Source organism: Nocardioides speluncae, assembly GCF_003121585.1.
Classification (GTDB): Bacteria; Actinomycetota; Actinomycetes; order Propionibacteriales; family Nocardioidaceae; genus Nocardioides; species Nocardioides speluncae.
The window spans coordinates 46,354-63,151 of record NZ_QEOO01000029.1 but is presented as its reverse complement, the minus strand read 5'-3'; the positions used below and the strand labels follow the sequence as shown (position 1 = coordinate 63,151).

General features: G+C 69.5%; 14 protein-coding genes. 7 read left to right on the top strand and 7 right to left on the bottom strand.

Annotated elements, in window-relative coordinates; translation table 11 throughout:
- A partial coding sequence (locus DDV73_RS28795) for a recombinase family protein (RefSeq protein WP_206050920.1) occupies positions 1 to 401 on the top strand: 401 nt, incomplete at its 5' end.
- 89 nt (positions 402 to 490) lie between these two features.
- Here DDV73_RS28795 and DDV73_RS16320 read toward each other — a convergent pair.
- The 4 genes from DDV73_RS16320 to DDV73_RS16305 form a co-directional block, all read right to left on the bottom strand.
- Complete coding sequence (locus DDV73_RS16320) at positions 491 to 1,114, bottom strand: DUF3800 domain-containing protein (RefSeq protein WP_420818481.1); 624 nt, start codon at positions 1,112 to 1,114, stop codon at positions 491 to 493.
- Positions 1,098 to 1,385: a DUF3800 domain-containing protein gene (locus DDV73_RS16315; RefSeq protein ID WP_338066401.1), complete on the bottom strand. Its 288-nt coding sequence runs from the start codon at positions 1,383 to 1,385 to the stop codon at positions 1,098 to 1,100. Before DDV73_RS16315 ends, DDV73_RS16320 begins: the two co-directional genes overlap by 17 nt.
- Before the next feature lie 268 nt (positions 1,386 to 1,653).
- Positions 1,654 to 2,550 (bottom strand): LCP family protein, encoded by an 897-nt coding sequence (locus tag DDV73_RS16310; protein WP_109508331.1) that lies wholly within the window; start codon positions 2,548 to 2,550, stop codon positions 1,654 to 1,656.
- The gene (locus tag DDV73_RS16305) at positions 2,550 to 3,155 is read right to left on the bottom strand and encodes a hypothetical protein (RefSeq protein ID WP_109508318.1); all 606 of its coding nucleotides are present in this window, start codon (positions 3,153 to 3,155) and stop codon (positions 2,550 to 2,552) included. Before DDV73_RS16305 ends, DDV73_RS16310 begins: the two co-directional genes overlap by 1 nt.
- A gap of 143 nt (positions 3,156 to 3,298) precedes the next feature.
- On the opposite strand from DDV73_RS16305, the gene DDV73_RS16300 reads away from it, so the two are divergent.
- The 6 genes from DDV73_RS16300 (at position 3,299) to DDV73_RS16280 (ending at position 14,229) form a co-directional block, all read left to right on the top strand.
- A complete protein-coding gene (locus tag DDV73_RS16300; protein ID WP_206050919.1) occupies positions 3,299 to 7,084 on the top strand; it encodes a multifunctional oxoglutarate decarboxylase/oxoglutarate dehydrogenase thiamine pyrophosphate-binding subunit/dihydrolipoyllysine-residue succinyltransferase subunit in 3,786 nt (1,261 codons plus the stop codon).
- Between the two features lie 7 nt (positions 7,085 to 7,091).
- Entirely contained in the window at positions 7,092 to 7,268 is a 177-nt protein-coding gene (locus DDV73_RS28445; RefSeq protein WP_170126032.1) for a DUF6104 family protein, read from the top strand.
- A gap of 28 nt (positions 7,269 to 7,296) precedes the next feature.
- Complete coding sequence (locus tag DDV73_RS16295; protein WP_109508317.1) at positions 7,297 to 8,592, top strand: vWA domain-containing protein; 1,296 nt, start codon at positions 7,297 to 7,299, stop codon at positions 8,590 to 8,592.
- 97 nt (positions 8,593 to 8,689) lie between these two features.
- Positions 8,690 to 12,556, top strand: coding sequence for an endo-alpha-N-acetylgalactosaminidase family protein (locus tag DDV73_RS16290; protein ID WP_109508316.1), 3,867 nt, complete (start codon positions 8,690 to 8,692; stop codon positions 12,554 to 12,556).
- Between the two features lie 4 nt (positions 12,557 to 12,560).
- Positions 12,561 to 13,784: an ROK family transcriptional regulator gene (locus tag DDV73_RS16285; RefSeq protein WP_240617321.1), complete on the top strand. Its 1,224-nt coding sequence runs from the start codon at positions 12,561 to 12,563 to the stop codon at positions 13,782 to 13,784.
- A gap of 40 nt (positions 13,785 to 13,824) precedes the next feature.
- Positions 13,825 to 14,229 (top strand): MmcQ/YjbR family DNA-binding protein, encoded by a 405-nt coding sequence (locus DDV73_RS16280; protein ID WP_109508315.1) that lies wholly within the window; start codon positions 13,825 to 13,827, stop codon positions 14,227 to 14,229.
- A gap of 42 nt (positions 14,230 to 14,271) precedes the next feature.
- Here the strand turns inward: DDV73_RS16280 and DDV73_RS16275 are convergent, their stop codons facing one another.
- From DDV73_RS16275 to DDV73_RS16265, 3 genes are read right to left on the bottom strand one after another with little or no spacing between them, the layout of a single operon-like run.
- On the bottom strand, positions 14,272 to 14,484 hold the full coding sequence (locus tag DDV73_RS16275) for a hypothetical protein (protein WP_109508314.1): 213 nt from the start codon (positions 14,482 to 14,484) through the stop codon (positions 14,272 to 14,274).
- Positions 14,485 to 14,498: 14 nt separating this feature from the next.
- Entirely contained in the window at positions 14,499 to 15,599 is a 1,101-nt protein-coding gene (locus DDV73_RS16270) for a fatty acid desaturase family protein (RefSeq protein ID WP_109508313.1), read from the bottom strand.
- A gap of 21 nt (positions 15,600 to 15,620) precedes the next feature.
- Positions 15,621 to 16,697 (bottom strand): ferredoxin reductase, encoded by a 1,077-nt coding sequence (locus DDV73_RS16265; RefSeq protein WP_109508312.1) that lies wholly within the window; start codon positions 16,695 to 16,697, stop codon positions 15,621 to 15,623.
- Positions 16,698 to 16,798: the final 101 nt, after the last annotated feature.

Sequence of the window (16,798 nt, the reverse complement as noted above, 5' to 3'; positions counted from 1 at the left end):
TAGCTTGGTCGCTCCGAACTCTGGAAGGTCTCGACCCATCTCCAGATCAGGCCGTCACCGCGAGTCGCTCACACCCACCTCAGGTAGGAAGAGCCGGATATCTCCGCGTCCACCAGCTGAAGGCGGAGCCGGCCAAGGTCGCGGCGGTGTTCCGGGAGTACGCGCAGGGCCAGGGCTTCAACCTGGCGGAGGTGTTCATCGAGCAGGACTCGACGGCGCCGGCGGCGTTCGGCCAGCTGATCGAGGCGGCCAAGCACGGACTGGGTCGCGCCATCGCGGTCCCGACCATCGACCACCTCGCCGTACTCGGATCGGCCCCGCTGGACGAGATGCTGCAGCGGCTCACCGGCGCCAAAGTGCACGAGATGGACCGGGTGGTGCCGCCGCTACCACCCGCCTGACCGATCAGGGTCGCCAGCGCACGACGGTGGCGAAAGCGCGGACGAGCTGCAGCCCGAACCATTCGTGCGTCGGTTCGGGCCAGCCAGACTCACTCGGTGGTCCGTCGTCCCCGAGTGCGTCGTCGCAACCGACTTTCACGCTTGGCGGGCTGAACGAACCGAGCCTGGCCCGCCTCGATAAGGCGCCCTCGACATGCCTCGCAGTCACACGTGGCCTGCCCGAACGAGGGCGTGTAGTGCACCAAGCCATGCACAGCACCGTCCTCGGCGTGGAACAGCGGCCACAGCTTCATGAAGGCTCTCCCCGGAGCGCCGGGCGCATATCGCCGGAACAACGCGTAGGAAACGATGTCCGCAATCTGGAGAAGACGCGTTGCCCGCGAGTCTGCGAACAGGGGGACGTCGGCCAGGTTCATCAGCTGACCGATGTTTCCCGCGGCCTTCCTCCACTCGCTGGTCCATGACTGGATGTCTCGCTCTGCGACAACGCGCCTGTCGTGAATGACAAGTCCGCGGTTCGCATGGCCAGCGGCTGCTCGCCGCTTCAGCATGACGTCGAACTTGTTCAGCAAGACCTCGTAGGCGAACTGCTCTCGCTCGATCTGTGAATCGTCGGGGTGAAAGTTGCGGTCGACCACGACGCCAAAGAGAGCGGGCGGAGTGTCCGTACTCCTGGGCTGGAAGGAGGCGACCAGGTCATAGGCGGGCGTCAAGGAGTTCGAGCCGAGTGGTCCGTGGCACGTTCGCCCAGATGCTGGTGACCGCCGGCGCCTTTCTCTCGTCCGGGCGCGGCTTCTTCGCGTTGCGGAGCTCGCTGGCGTGAAGCTCGTACTCCTCGAGGTTGGGCGGGATCCGTCCGAGCTTCGTCGAAACCAGCTCATCCAGTGCCACCTGGAGCCGCTGCGCATCGTCTTCGTGAATCGCGACGCCTCCGAGCACGAACGCATGGCTACCGCCGTGAGTGCCAGATTCGTCCACGAACATCAGATACACGTGCGCCTCCGTCGGAAAATCGGAACGAGGCCCAGCGATGCTGGGCCTCGTTCGGGCCGAGTCAACAATGTGAGCACCGCGTTGGCAGTCTCACCCGGTTGAGCAGAACCGCGTTGGCAGTCTTCTCGGCTATAGAAACGATAGCGCGGACTCGCACAGTTCGGAACTCTTCGGATCATCGATGCGTTCCGTGGCCGCGTCCCACGCGCTGCTTCAGATCGCGGACAACAACCGGCTGATCTGCACCTGACCGACGACTTCAGCAGCGCCTGAGGGTGGCGTCGCGGCGGGCGTCGCTGCCGTAGCGGCGGGCGGTGGAGCGGCTCGGGAAGACCACGCTGGCCGCGCCGACGTACCCGGTCCCGCCCGGGATCACGCAGGTGGTGAGCTTGCGCGGGTCGACCTGGGCGACGGCCTGGGCGAGCTCGTAGAGCCGGGCCGGGGTCAGGTTGGTGTGCAGGTTGCGCATCACCGACAGCACCCCGCCCTCGATGAAGCCCGGCCGGTGGGCGTTGCCACGGATCCGGGCCTGGATCCCGCGGAGCGTGCGCTGCTGGTTGGCCGACCGGTCGAAGTCGCCGCCGGGCAGCGACTTGCGGATCCGGGAGAACGCGTGCGCGCCGCGGCCGTCCAGCTTGATCTTGCCGGCGCGGAAGCCTCGCGGGCGCAGGTTCGGGTCGCTGAACGAGAACCGCGAGCGCACGGTGATGCCGCCGATCGAGTTGACCAGCCGCTCGAAGCCGCCGAAGCCGGTCATGAAGGCGTAGTCGGCCTCGATCCCCACTAGCCCGCTGACCGCCTTGGCCATCAGTCGCGGACCACCCGAGATCGTCGCCTCGTTGATCTTCGCGCTTCCGCGGCCGGGCAGGTTGACCCAGGAGTCCCGCGGGATGCCGATCACCGTCGCGGCGCCGGTCCGGGTGTTGATGCCGATCAGCTGGAGGGCGTCGCCGCGGCTGTGCAGGATCGACTGGCCCGCCCGGGCGTCCGAGCCGACGGCCATGATCCAGATCACGTCGGGCGAGAGGTCGACCCCCCGGGCTCGGGGAAGGTCGACCAGCGCCATGTCGGCCGGCTGCACCTCGGAGTCCGGGATGGTCAGTGCCGTGACGGCGAGTACGACGCCCAGCACCATGGTCTTGAGGGTCCGGATCATCACTTCTCGACTCCCTTCGTCACGTCGTACCCGAAGATCCGCCACCTGCGTTCCTTGCCGCGGGTCAGGAACAGCCGGCCGTCGATGGTGATCCGGCGCTGATACTCGCCGCTGGTGCGGAACACCAGTCGAAACCTCGCGGTGACCGCGGCCGGCAGCTTGTTGCCGGCGAGCACGTCGACGCGCACGACCTTGGCCCGGGCCTCGGCACCGTCGATGCGGGTGCCGATGCCGGCGTTGCTCATGAACTTGCGGTCGCCCTTCGCCTGGCGCGCGGCGCCGGCGGTGAAGCCGGGGAAGGCCGCGCCGAAGTCGCGGCGCGGGTAGCTGCCCGCGAGGTACGCCGCCTCGAACCAGTCGTCGACGACCTTGGCCACGTCCTTGACCAGCGGCGTGCGCTGCTTGGAGCGCAGCCTGCCGCGGACCACGCCGATCCTGGCGTCGACCGCAACCGGCGCCGGAGCCTCGGCGGTCGGGGTCGGCGTGGGCGTCGGCTTATCGTCCGATTTGTCGTTCTTGTCATCGCCGCTGCAGCCGGAGAGGACAAGCGCGATGACCAGCAGCGATCCGGCGTAGCCGCGCCAGCAGGTTCTCGGAGTTCTCATGAAGTCAGCTCCCGATGTGTTGTACGACTCGTGACACCCTGCCCGCGTACTGGCCCTGACCACTGCATTTGTTGCGGTCTGGGTCTAGCCTTGACGACGGAAACCACCACCAACCAGCCGTACTGGAAGAGGCGAAGCTAGCCGTGCCCGAGTCTTCTCAAGACAATCCGCTCTCCGCGTTCGGAGCCAATGAGTGGCTCGTTGACGAGATGTATGAGCAGTTTCAGAAAGACCCGGGCAGTGTAGACGCAGCGTGGGCTGCCTACTTCAAGGCCAACGGCGGCCCGGACGCCGCCACCGCCAACGGCGCACCCGAATCGGCCACCACCGGTACGACGCCGGCAACGCCCGCGGCCCCGGCAGCGCCCGCTCCCGCCGCCCCCGCTGCACCCGCCGCGTCCAAGCCTGCCGCCCCCGCGGCTCCTGCAGCTCCCGCCGCCCCGGCCCAGCCGGCCGCGACGTCCGCGCCCGCTCCCGCCCCGGTCGCCAAGCCCCGCCCGGCCGCTGCCGCCGCCGAGCCCGCTCGTGGCACGACCACCCCGATGTCGAAGGAGACCGCACCCGCGGCTCCGTCCGCGGCGACCGACGAGCCGTCGTACACCGTGCTGCGCGGCGCGCCGGCCCGCACCGCCCAGAACATGGACGTCTCGCTGACGGTGCCCACCGCCACCTCGGTCCGCTCGATGCCGGTCAAGCTGCTCTGGGACAACCGCACCGTCATCAACAACCACCTCGCCCGTGCCCGCGGCGGCAAGGTCTCGTTCACCCACCTGATCGGCTACGCGCTGGTCAAGGCGCTGCGCACGATGCCGGAGATGAACGTCGGGTACGACCTGGTCGACGGCAAGCCCAACCTGATCACGCCGGCCCACATCAACCTGGGCCTGGCCATCGACCTGCCCAAGCCCGACGGGACCCGGCAGCTGCTGGTGCCGTCGATCAAGGGCGCGGACACGATGGAGTTCGCGGCCTTCTGGACCGCGTACGAGGACGTCGTCCGCAAGGCCCGCAACAACAAGCTCACCGTGGCCGACTTCCAGGGCACCACGATCTCGCTGACCAACCCCGGCACGATCGGCACCAACCACTCGGTGCCGCGGCTGATGAAGGGCCAGGGCGCGATCATCGGCGTGGGGTCGATGGAGTTCCCGCCGGAGTTCCAGGGTGCGTCCGAGGACACCATCACCCGCAACGCGATCAGCAAGATCCTGACCCTGACCTCGACGTACGACCACAGGGTCATCCAAGGCGCCCAGTCGGGCGACTTCCTGAAGCGGGTCCACGCGCTGCTGCTCGGCGAGGAGGGCTTCTACGACGAGATCTTCCGGTCGCTGCGGATCCCCTACGAGCCGATCCGCTGGGCCAACGACATCGCGACCTCCCACGACGACGAGATCGGCAAGCAGGCCCGCATCCTGGAGCTGATCCACGCCTACCGGGTGCGCGGCCACATGATGGCCGACACCGACCCGCTGGAGTACCGCCAGCGCAGCCACCCCGACCTCGAGGTGACCTCCCACGGGCTGACCCTGTGGGACCTCGACCGCGAGTTCGCGACCGGCTCGTTCGGCGGTGAGGGCCGCCGCTTCCTGAAGCTCCGCAAGATCCTCGGCATCCTGCGCGACTCCTACTGCCGCACCACCGGCATCGAGTACATGCACATCATGGATCCCGAGCAGCGCCGCTGGATCCAGGAGCGCGTGGAGCGGCCGCACGAGAAGCCGCCGCGGGAGGAGCAGCTGCGGATCCTGCTGAAGCTCAACCAGGCCGAGGCGTTCGAGACGTTCCTGCAGACCAAGTTCGTCGGCCAGAAGCGGTTCTCGCTCGAAGGCGGCGAGACCACGATCCCGGTCCTCGACGAGATCTGCGAGGCGGCCGCCGAGTCCGGCCTCGACGAGGTCACCGTCGGCATGGCGCACCGCGGCCGGCTGAACGTGCTCGCCAACATCGTCGGCAAGAAGTACTCCCAGATCTTCCGGGAGTTCGAGGGCAACATCGACCCGCGCACCGTCCAGGGCTCGGGCGACGTGAAGTACCACCTCGGCGCCGAGGGCGAGTTCGTGGCCGGCTCGGGTGACCGGATCAAGGTCTCGGTCGCCGCGAACCCGTCCCACCTGGAGGCGGTCGACCCCGTGCTCGAGGGCATCGCGCGGGCCAAGCAGGACGTGCTCGACAAGGGCGCGGCCTACCCGGTGCTGCCGCTGCTGGTCCACGGTGACGCGGCGTTCGCGGGCCAGGGTGTCGTCGCGGAGACGCTCAACCTCTCCCAGCTGCGTGGCTACCGCACCGGCGGCACCATCCACGTGGTGGTCAACAACCAGGTCGGCTTCACCACCTCCCCCGGCTCGTCGCGCTCCTCGCTGTACTGCACCGACGTGGCCCGGATGGTGCAGGCGCCGATCTTCCACGTCAACGGCGATGACCCGGAGGCGTGCATCCGCGTTGCCCGGCTGGCGTTCGAGTACCGGCAGGCCTTCAACAAGGACGTCGTGATCGACCTGGTCTGCTACCGCCGCCGCGGTCACAACGAGGGCGACGACCCGTCGTACACCCAGCCGCTGATGTACGACCTGATCGAGCAGAAGCGCTCGGTCCGCAAGCTCTACACCGAGTCCCTGATCGGTCGTGGCGACATCACGATCGAGGAGGCCGAGCAGGTGCTGCGCGACTACCAGCAGCAGCTCGAGCGGGTCTTCACCGAGGTGCGTGAGGCCAACGCCGCGCCGACCGAGTGGACGACGGTCCCGGAGTACCCCGACAAGCCCGCCGGCGAGGCGAGTACGGCGATCTCGGAGGAGACCCTCAAGCGGATCTCCGACGCCTACATCACCCCGCCCGAGGGCTTCACCGTGCACCCGAAGGTGATGCCGCAACTGCAGCGCCGGGCCGCCGCGATCACCGACGGTCCGATCGACTGGGGCACCGGCGAGATCCTCGCGTTCGGCGCGCTGCTGATGGACGGCCGGCCGGTCCGGCTGGCCGGCCAGGACTCGCGGCGCGGCACGTTCGTGCAGCGGTTCGCCACGATCATCGACCGCAAGAACGCCGACGAGTGGACGCCGCTGTCCAACCTCAGCGAGGACCAGGCGAAGTTCCACGTCTACGACTCGCTGCTGTCGGAGTACGCCGCCCTCGGCTTCGAGTACGGCTACTCCGTGGCGCGGCCCGAGGCACTGGTGCTCTGGGAGGCGCAGTTCGGCGACTTCGTCAACGGCGCCCAGACCGTCATCGACGAGTTCATCTCCTCGGGTGAGGCGAAGTGGCGCCAGCAGTCCGGCGTCGTCCTCCTGCTCCCCCACGGCTACGAGGGCCAGGGCCCGGACCACTCCTCGGCGCGGATCGAGCGGTTCCTGACCATGTGTGCCGAGTGGTCGTTCGTGGTCGCCCAGCCGTCGACGCCCGCGTCGTACTTCCACCTGCTGCGCCGGCACTCGCTCGGCGAGGAGCACAAGCCGCTGGTGGTGTTCACGCCGAAGTCGATGCTCAAGCGCAAGGAGGCCGCCTCGCAGCCGGCCGACTTCACCTCGGGCTCGTTCCAGCCGCTGATCGGCGACTCCGGAGCCGACCCGGCCAGCGTCGACACGCTGCTGCTGTGCTCGGGCCGGATCACCTGGGACCTGGCCGTCGAGCGCGGCAAGCGGCAGGACGGCAACCGGTTCGCGATCGCCCGCGTCGAGCAGCTCTACCCGGCGCCGGCCGACGAGATCAACGCGGAGATCGCCAAGTACCCGAACCTCAAGACGGTCCGCTGGGTGCAGGACGAGCCGTTCAACATGGGCCCGTGGCCGCACTACACGATGAACGTCGCGCCGCGCCTCTCCTCGCCGCTCGAGGCGGTCACCCGCCCCGGCTCTGCCGCCCCCTCGGTCGGCACGGTCAAGCGGCACCAGGAGGAGCAGAAGAACCTGCTCGACGAGGCGTTCGCGTAGGTCGCCGGTGTACTTCACCGATCGAGGCATCGAGGAGCTCCAGAAGCGCCGGGGTGACGAGGAAGTCACCCTGGCGTGGCTGGGCGAACGGCTCCAGGAGTTCACCGACACCTTCCCGGAGTTCGAGACCGCCGTCGAGCGGTTCGCGACCTGGCTGGCACGTCTCGACGACCCCGAGGACTGACCCCGGTCACGGGTGATACAAACGCCCCATGACGACGCTGCCGCCGGGCGGGAACACCGACGTACCCGCGACCGAGCTGACCGTGACGGTGCGCTGGTCCGGCGGGTCCCTGGACGCCTCGGCGCTGCTGGTGACCCACGCGGGCAGGGTGCGCTCCGACGCGGACTTCGTGTTCTACAACCAGCCCGAGGGTGGCGGCGGGTCGGTGCGACACCTCGGCGGCGAGAACGGCGCCCAGCGGATCGGCGTACGGCTGCCGGACGTCCCGGATGCGATCGATCGGCTGGTCATCGCGGCCTCGGCCGACGACGGCACGCTCGCGGGCGTGTCCGGTCTGGCCGTGAGCGTCGCGGACGGCTCGGAGGTGGCTGCGGAGTTCGCCGTGCCGGCGTACGACGCGGAGACGGTGGCGGTCCTCGGTGAGTTCTACCGACGGGCGGGCGGCTGGAAGTTCCGTGCCATCGGACAGGGCTACACGACCGGGCTCGCCGGGCTCGCCACTGACTACGGCGTCACCGTCGACGACGAGCCGGACGTCGCTCCGCCCGCTGCTGACCTTGAGGACCCCGACGTCGCCGGGCTCCCGGTCAACATGGCCAAGCAAATCTCGCTGCGGAAGGAGACCGTCCGCATCACCTTGGAGAAGAAGGGCATCCCGGGCGTGCGGGCGCGGGTCGCCGTCGTACTCGATCGCACCGGGTCGATGCGCACTCTGTACGCCGAGGGCGTCGTCGCACGCATCGTCGAGCGCCTTGCCCCGGTCGCGGCCACCCTCGACGACGACGGCTCGCTGGACGCCTGGGCCTTCGCCGACGACTTCGCCCGGCTGCCGTCGCTGCGGATCCCGGAGCTGCCGGACTGGATCACCCAGTGGGTCTACATCAACGCCAGTGGCGGACGGCAGCTGCCGCCGCTGCCCGACGGCTCGCTGCGCGACCCCGACCACTTGGCGCACGCCCGCGGCGGCAACAACGAGCCGCTGGTCATCACCGACATCATCGACAGGTACCTCCGCGAGCCCGGCGATCCGGTGCTGGTGATCTTCTTCTCCGACGGCGGCGTGAACCGCACCAGGCAGATCCGTCAGCTGCTCGTCGACGCGGCGCAGCACCCCATCTTCTGGCAGTTCGTGGGCCTCGGGCGCGCCGAGTACGGCATCCTCGAGCGGCTCGACACCATGCCCGGGCGGCTGGTGGACAACGCCGGCTTCTTCGCCGTCGACGACATCGAGACCGTCAGCGACGCCGAGCTGTACGACCGGCTGCTGGAGGAGTTCCCATCCTGGCTGGAAGCGGCCCGGCAGGCCGGGGTAATCCGCCCGTAGTCCGTCCGCCTGCCGGCGGCTACTTGCACGTAACCATTGACTCCGGACGGCCATGGCCTAGATAGTTCAACGGGTCAACAAACTGCCGGAGGAACCGATGACGCCCCTGCTGCGCACCGCCACACTCGCCCTCGCCACGATTACCGCGGTCACCGCCACCGCGCTGAGCCCGACCTCGCCGAGCCTCGCCACCGCCGGTACGCCGGCCGCCCAGGCCGCTGCCGGGGAGCCCGCCACGCTCGCCTCGTCCGAGCTGGAGGTGACCGTCGACCGGGCGTTCCCGCAGGTCGTCGACTACCGGCACCTGGCCACCGGCGAGGTCCTCCATGGCCGGGCCGCCACGCTGGGCTCGGTGGTCCTCAACGGCACGGCGTACCAACCGGAGGTCACCTCCGAGGTCGACGCGACGACCGCCCGCTACACGCTGAGCTTCCCCACCGTCGACGTGACGCTGTCGGCCAGCCTGAGCGTCGACGGTCACGTGGTCACCTTCACCATCGACGAGGTGACCGAGTCCGGCACGTTCCGGGTCAACACCATCGACATCCCCCAGCACGACCTGGTCTCGGTGCGCAGCACCGACGCGAAGGCCCAGGTCGCGGCCGCGAAGGTGGACCTGTCCACCCAGCGCACCGGCGACACGATCTACCCGGTCACCGACGCCACCCCGCCCAACGCGTCGCCGATCGGCTCGTACTTCACGCTGGTCTCCACCGGCAAGGTCGCCGCGGCCATGGAGACCAACTCGGTCTACGACAAGCCGAGCGGAGGCACCACCGACGACAACGGCCACTTCTGGCGGCAGGCGCGCAAGACCGCGTCGTACACCGAGGTCGGCGTGTGGAGCGGCCAGTGGACCTACCGCGCGGCGACCGCGGCCGACGACGACACCGAGCCGGCCCCGACCGTCAAGATCGCGATCACCGGTGAGCGCAACGACGACGGCGCCACCGACTGGCAGGACGGCGCCATCGCGCTCCGCGAGATCGCCTACAAGCCGGCCGGTGCCGACGCGGTCAAGGACCGGGTGGTGCAGCGGATCCCCTTCAACATCGCCTCGATGGCCACCCACCCGTTCCTGCAGACCGGCGACGACACCAAGCGGATCGCGCTGGCCACCGACGGCCTCGGCCAGTTCGCGATCCTCAAGGGCTACCAGTCCGAGGGCCACGACGCCGCACACCCCGACTACGGCGGCAACTACAACACGCGCGCCGGCGGGCTCGACGACCTCAACAAGCTGCTCGCCGAGGCTCCCTCGACCAACACCGAGTACGGCGTCCACGTCAACGCGACCGAGGCCTACCCGGAGGCGAAGGCGTTCTCCGAGACGCTGGTGAACAAGAACAACCCGCAGTGGGCGTGGATGGACCAGTCCTACCGGATCGACCAGCGCCGCGACCTGGTCAGCGGGGACGTCCAGGACCGCTTCGAGCAGCTGCGCGACGAGACCGGCGGCAAGCTGGACCTGCTCTACATCGACGTGTTCCGCGAGTCCGGCTGGACCGCCGACCGGCTGGCCCGCGAGCTGCGCGAGCAGGGCTACGAGATCTCGACCGAATGGTCCCACCGGTTCGTCCGCGACGCGCTGTGGACCCACTGGTCGGCCGACTTCGACTACGGCGGCGTGGACTCCAAGGGCATCAACTCCAAGATCATGCGGTTCGTCGACAACCACCGGCGCGACGTCTACATCCCGCACCCGCTGCTCGGCAGCGCCCAGATCGACGAGTTCGAGGGCTGGACCGGCGAGGTCGACTACAACGCCTTCCTGCACAACGTGTGGGGCACCAACCTGCCGGTGAAGTTCCTCCAGCACTTCCCGATCCAGCGCTGGACCGACACCGAGATCCGGCTCGCCGACGGCGTGACCGTTGCCGGTACGACGACCGCGAACCGCACCATCACCAGCGGTGGCGCCAAGGTGCTCGACGGCGACGCCTACCTGCTGCCCTGGAACCCGGCGCAGCCGACCAAGCTCTACCACTACAACGCCGACGGCGGCTCCACCACCTGGCAGCTGACCGGAGCGTTCGCCCAGGCCCGCTCGCTGCGCCTCTACCAGCTGACCGACCGGGGCCGGGTCTCGGCCGGCACGGTGCCGGTCAGCAACGGCAAGGTGACGCTGACCGCGGCCGCAAAGACGGCGTACGTGCTGTACGCCGCGGCGCCGGCCGCCGCGCCCGACCCGAGGTACGGCGCGGGGACGCCGGTCCGTGACCCCGGCTTCAACTACGGCGACCTGCGCGCCTGGAACCCCAGCGGCGCGGCCGCCGTGGAGCGCAACGGCCGCGGCCAGTTCGAGGCGGTGCTGTCCGGACGCCGGTCGGCCAAGCTCAGCCAGCGGCTGCGCGGCCTGGAGCCCGGCTCCTACTCCGCGTCCGTGGACGTCGAGATCGAGCCGGGCGCGACCAGGCCGACGTTCGTGACCGTTGAGCCTGAGGGTGGCCGGACCGCCACCAACCGGCTGGACCGCAGCACGCTCACCAACTCCACCGCCTCGGACGAGAAGCACGGCACGGCGTACCAGCGGGTGCGGGTGTTTTTCACCGTCCCGCGCGGCGGTGACGAGGCGAAGCTGGCCCTGCAGACCGCGGCCGGCGCAGGGCGGGTGCGGTTCGACAACGTGCGCGTGGTGCCGATGGCGGAGCCGGTCAGGGCCGACCTGCTGGCCTCGTGGGACTTCGAGGACGTCGACGCGGGCTGGGGGCCGTTCTACCGCGGCGACATCCCGGTCAGCGACGCCAACACCCACCTGGCCGAGCTGAACGCGCCGTACACGCAGCGCGGCTGGAACGGCAAGGCCATCGACGACGTGATCAGCGGTGAGTGGAGCCTGAAGTCCTACGAGTACTTCAGCGGCATCAGCTACCGCACCACGCCCTCCACGGTGCGGTTCCAGCCGGGCCGCAAGTACCGGGTCAGCTTCGACTACGAGGCCGAGACCGCGGACCGCTACGGCTGGGTGCTCGGCGTGGATGGCCCGGCGGGCTCGCGCGAGGTGAAGGTGACCAAGCTGCCGCGGCAGACCGACCCGACCACCCACGTGCAGGAGTTCGTGGCCGGCGGCTGCGGCGACTACTGGGTGGGCCTGAAGCGGCTGCCCGGCAACGAGGACCAGGTCGAGTTCACCCTCGACGGCTTCGAGGTCGAGGACCTCGGCCGGGCGACCGTCGACGACCCGTGCGGTGTCGCCGAGGTGGCGTCCGAGAACGAGAACCTGCTCCCCGGCCGCGCCAACAAGGTCACCACCACCTTCCGCAACGGCGAGACGGCCGCGGTCACCGCGGTGAACCTGGCACTCGCCCTACCCGAGGGCTGGACCGCCACCGCGACCGGACCGGCCACATTCGACTCGGTGGCGTCCGGCGCCGCGGTCAGCACCGAGTGGGCGGTGACGCCACCGGCGGACACCCCCACCGGTGAGTACGACCTGGTGACCACGGCGACCTACCGGTCGGAGCAGGGTGCCCGGACCGTCACCGGCTCGACGCTGGTCGGCACCGTGCCACCGCCGCCGACCGCCGACACCTGGGCCAGCGACCTCGGTTGGCTGTCGTCCAGCAACGGCTGGGGTCCGGTCGAGCTGGACCGGGCGAACGGAGAGTCGGACGCGGGCGACGGGCCGCCGCTCAAGCTCAACGGCACGACGTACGAGAAGGGTCTCGGCACGCACGCCCCCAGCGAGATCGCCTACTACCTCGGCGGCAACTGCGCCCGGTTCACGGCTCAGGTCGGTGTCGACGACTACCAGACCAGCCGCGGCTCGGTGGCCTTCCAGGTGGTGGCCGACGGTGAGGTGGTCGCACAGTCGCCGGTGCTGCGGTCCGACTCGGCGGCGTACGCTCTCGAAGCGGACCTGGGTGCGGCCGACGAGGTGGTGCTGCGGGTCACCGACGGCGGCGACGGCGTCGGCAACGACCACGCGGACTGGGCCGACGCCCGGTTCCACTGCGGAGGCTAGTGCGTTGCAGCCCACGATCAGACCCGCCGAGCAGTTCGACGTACGCCGCGGCAATCTGTCCGTAGCGCTGCGCCGGCTTCGCGAGGCGGGTCCTCGATCGCGGGCCAGGCTGGCCGAGGAGACCGGGCTGACCAAGGCCACGGTCTCGGTCCTGGTGGCCGACCTCGTCCAGCGAGGTCTGCTGCGCGAGGTCGGCCCGCCGGAGAACCGCGGCTCGGGCAGGCCGGCGGTCGACTACGAGCTACACGACCGGGTCTACGGCATCGGCGCCGAGGTCAGCGTGGACTACCTGAGCGTGACCGTGCTCGACCTGCGCGGCGAGGTGCGGGCCCGGAAGCGGGTCGGGTACGACGTACCCCGGGCCGAGCGCGAGGCGACCCTGGACGCTCTCAGCCAGCTGGTCCGGGAGACGACGTCAGAGGTCCCGGGCCGTCCCGCCGGGCTGACCCTGGCTGCCCCCGGCAACGTCAACCCCGGCACCGGCCGGGTCGACTACGCACCCCTGATCGGCTGGTACGACGCACCGGTCGCCGCGCCTCTGGCCGACCGGCTGGTCGATCAGCTGGGCGACGCCGCCCTCCGGGTCGAGGTCGAGAACGACGTGAAGCTCGCGGCGATCGCCGAGCACGCTCTCGGCGCCGCCGCCGGCACCGCCGACCTCGCCTACCTCAGCGGCGAGATGGGTGTCGGCGCCGGCGTGATCGCGGCCGGCCGGCTGGTCCGCGGTACGCGTGGGCACGCAGGCGAGATCGGCCACCTCCCGCTCAACCCTGCGCCCGCGCCGTGCGCCTGTGGCCGCACCGGCTGCTGGGAGACGATGGTCGGGCTGGGCGCGCTGCTGAGCCTCGCCGCCGACCCCGACGACCCGGTCCACGACCCGCAGCGCGACCTCGAGGAACGGCTGGCCGTGATAGTTCAGCGCGCCCGGGCCGGTGACCGGCGTACCCTCTCCACCCTTGAGCAGGTCGCCACCGGGCTCGGCCTCGGCGCCTCGGTGCTGATCAACATGATGAACCCGGCCGTGCTCGTGCTGGGCGGCTACTTCGCCGTCCTGGGCGACTACCTCCTCGACGGCGTCCGCCGAGAGATCGCCGACCGCGTCGTCGCCGCCGACGCCGACGGCTGCCGGGTCGAGCTCTCCCGCCTCGGCTTCGACGCCGCCGCCCTCGGCGGCGCGTACGCCGCCCTGGACCGGGTCTTCACCGACCCCACCGTGGTCCCAATCTGAGCCGCGGCTGACTGTCCCCGGTCGTCAGTAGCCTGGCGACGTGAGCCGGATCGAACCTGACGCCGACGTGGTGGGACGCCTCCGCGACCTCACCCTCACGCTGCCGGACGCCTACGAGGAGGACGCCTGGACCGGCGTGCGGTGGCGGGTCCGGAAGAAGACGTTCGGGCACGTCATGGTCGCGCAGGACGGCTACGAGTCGTCGTACCGCGAGATCACCGGGCTGCCCGGCCCGGAGACGATCATGACCTTCCACGCGAGCGGCGACGAGCTGCTCGCGCTGACCCATGCCGGGCTGCCGTTCTACAAGCCGCCGTGGTCGCCGACCATCATCGGGCTGGTCCTGGGCGAGGACACCGACTGGACCGAGGTCGCCGAGCTGCTCACCGAGAGCTTCCGGATCTGCGCGCCGCAGAAGCTGGTCCGTCTGCTCGACCAGGCATGAGACGGCGGCCTTGGTTTCGAGACGGTTGCTAGAGCAACCTCCTCAACCAGCGGCTTCGTCGTGATCGGTAGCGGCCTTGCGGGCGGCGTCCCGGATCTCGAAGACCTCGGTGGCCAGGCCACCGAGGGCGCCGACGACGTCCTTGACCGCGGTGGCCACGATCTTGGTGACCTCGCCGACGGTGTGGACGGTGGCCTCGGCGGTGCTCTGCACCGCGTCCTTGGTGATCTCGGCCTTGCTGATCCGGTCGGTCATGGGCTCAGTCTCCCTCATGCCGCGGCCAGCTCCGGCTCGGTGCCAACCTCGCTCTTCGGCTGCCGCCGCGGCGGCAGCGAAAGCCGGAAGATCTTGGCCGCGACGCTGCCGAGCTGCTTCCAGAGCGGCCCGGTGGTGTACGGCAGGTCGTAGCGCTCGCAGAGCTCACGCACCTCGACCGCGATCTCCGGGTAGCGCCGGGCCGGCAGGTCGGGGAACAGGTGGTGCTCGATCTGGTGCGACAGGTTGCCGCTCATCAGGTGCAGCAGCCGGCCGCCGGTGATGTTGGCCGAGCCGAGCAGCTGCCGGTAGTACCACTGGCCGCGGGTCTCGTCCTCGGACTCCTCCATCGAGAACGTCGCCACGCCGGTCGGGAAGTGGCCGCAGAAGATGATGTTGAACGCCCAGATGTTGCGGACCAGGTTCGCGGTCGCGTTGCCGAGGAAGGTCAGCGGGAAGAACGGCCCGGTCAGCAAGGGGAACAGCACGTAGTCCTTGACCGTCTGGTTGCGGATCTTGCGCAGCATCCCGCGATGCAGGTGCTTGGTGTCGGCCCAGGTACGCCGCCGCGCGACGATCTCCTCGACCTCCAGGTCGTGCATCATCACGCCCCACTCGAAGAAGATCATCAGCAAGAACGCGTAGAGCGGATTCCCGAGGTAGTAGGGGTTCCACTCCTGGTCCTCGTCCATCCGCAGGATGCCGTAGCCGACGTCGCGGTCCTTGCCGACGATGTTGGTGTAGGTGTGGTGCAGGTAGTTGTGGGAGTACTTCCACTGCTCGCTCGGGCAGACGTTGTCCCACTCGTACATCCGTGAGTTCAGGCCCGGGTCGCCCATCCAGTCGTATTGGCCGTGCATGACGTTGTGGCCGATCTCCATGTTGTCCAGGATCTTGCTGACGCTCAGCGCGGCGACCGCAAACGGCCACGCCGGCGGCAGGTAGAACAGCGCCCGGCCGGCGATCTCGAAGCGGTTCTTGGTCTGCACGACCTTGCGGATGTACGCCGCGTCGTCCTCGCCCAGGTCGGCGATGATCCGCTGCCGGATCGCGTCCATCTCGGCGCCGAACTGCTCCAGCTCGTCGGCGGTCAGGGTCTTGTACGGGTTGCTCATGTCGGTCTCCTTGTCGGTCGGCTAGAGGTCGACCGCGCAGTCGCCCTCGGGGCGGCTGACGCAGATACGGATGTCTTCGTCGGGAAGAGAGGAGGTCTCGCCGGTCAGCACGTTGCGGACCGTCCCCTCGGTCTTGCGGGAGGTGCAGGAGAAGCAGATGCCCATCCGGCAGCCGAAGGTGGGCGTCAGCCCGGCCGCCTCGGCCTGCTCGAGCAGGGTGGCGCCGGAGTTGGCGGCGGTGGCGCCGGCCCGGCTGAAGGTCACGTCGCCTTCGGCGGAGCCATTGCTGACGACGGGCGTCTTGAAGTACTCGACCCGCAGCCGGTCGGAGCCGTCGTACGCCGTCTGCACCTTCTCGATCAGGCCGGCCGGGCCACAGGCCCAGGTGTCCACGTCGCGGTAGCCCGGCACCAACCGGCCCAGCTCCATCGGCGTGAAGAACCGACCGCCGGTCTCCGGGTAGACCAGGTGCAGGTCCACGCCGTACCCGGCCATCCGGATCTGCTCCAGCTCGTCGCGGAAGATCTGGTGCTCCGGCGACTGCGCGTAGTGCAGGAACGTCACCCGGCCGCGATGGGTACGCCGCTGCAGCGAGCGCAGCATCGACATCGCGGGGGTGATCCCGGAGCCGCCGGTGATGAACAGCACATGGTCGGGCATCCGGTCCGGCAGCGTGAACTCCCCCGCTGCTTGAGACAGGTGCACGATCGTGCCGGGCTCGGCCCGCTCGACCAGGTAGCGAGAGACCACCCCTTCTGGGTTGGCTCGCATGGTGATCGTGAACCGGTCGCCCGGCCCGGAGCCCGGCGACGAGACGGTGAAGCACCGCGTCGTACGACGAGCACCCTCGACCTCGACACCGAGCTGGACGTACTGACCGGCGCGGTGGCCCTGCCAGGTGCTGTTCGGCTGAAACGTCAGGGTGGCCACGGGCGGCGCACCGGGGACGTCCACCTCACGGCGGACATCGACCAGGCGAGCGCGCACGTCGTTCGCGGCCCACATCGGGTTGATCAGCTCCAGGTAGCGGTCCACGCCGTGCGGCGAGGTCAACGCGTTCAGGGCCCGGGAGCGCAGGATCGTGGTGCTGAGACTCATGGCGACACCTCCTTCAAAGTCAGTGAACATTCGTACACTGAAACGATGGCAAGCAGGACCGAAGGCGTCAACAGGAAGGCGGGTGACACTGACCACTTGAG

Excerpts from the sequence above, each read along its gene's own strand:
- DDV73_RS16315 (WP_338066401.1), bottom strand. The coding sequence starts at position 1,385 with ATGTTCGTGGACGAATCTGGCACTCACGGCGGTAGCCATGCGTTCGTG.
- DDV73_RS16310 (WP_109508331.1), bottom strand. The coding sequence starts at position 2,550 with ATGATCCGGACCCTCAAGACCATGGTGCTGGGCGTCGTACTCGCCGTC.
- DDV73_RS16305 (WP_109508318.1), bottom strand. The coding sequence starts at position 3,155 with ATGAGAACTCCGAGAACCTGCTGGCGCGGCTACGCCGGATCGCTGCTG.
- DDV73_RS16295 (WP_109508317.1), top strand. The coding sequence starts at position 7,297 with ATGACGACGCTGCCGCCGGGCGGGAACACCGACGTACCCGCGACCGAG.
- DDV73_RS16290 (WP_109508316.1), top strand. The coding sequence starts at position 8,690 with ATGACGCCCCTGCTGCGCACCGCCACACTCGCCCTCGCCACGATTACC.
- DDV73_RS16275 (WP_109508314.1), bottom strand. The coding sequence starts at position 14,484 with ATGACCGACCGGATCAGCAAGGCCGAGATCACCAAGGACGCGGTGCAG.
- DDV73_RS16270 (WP_109508313.1), bottom strand. The coding sequence starts at position 15,599 with ATGAGCAACCCGTACAAGACCCTGACCGCCGACGAGCTGGAGCAGTTC.
- DDV73_RS16265 (WP_109508312.1), bottom strand. The coding sequence starts at position 16,697 with ATGAGTCTCAGCACCACGATCCTGCGCTCCCGGGCCCTGAACGCGTTG.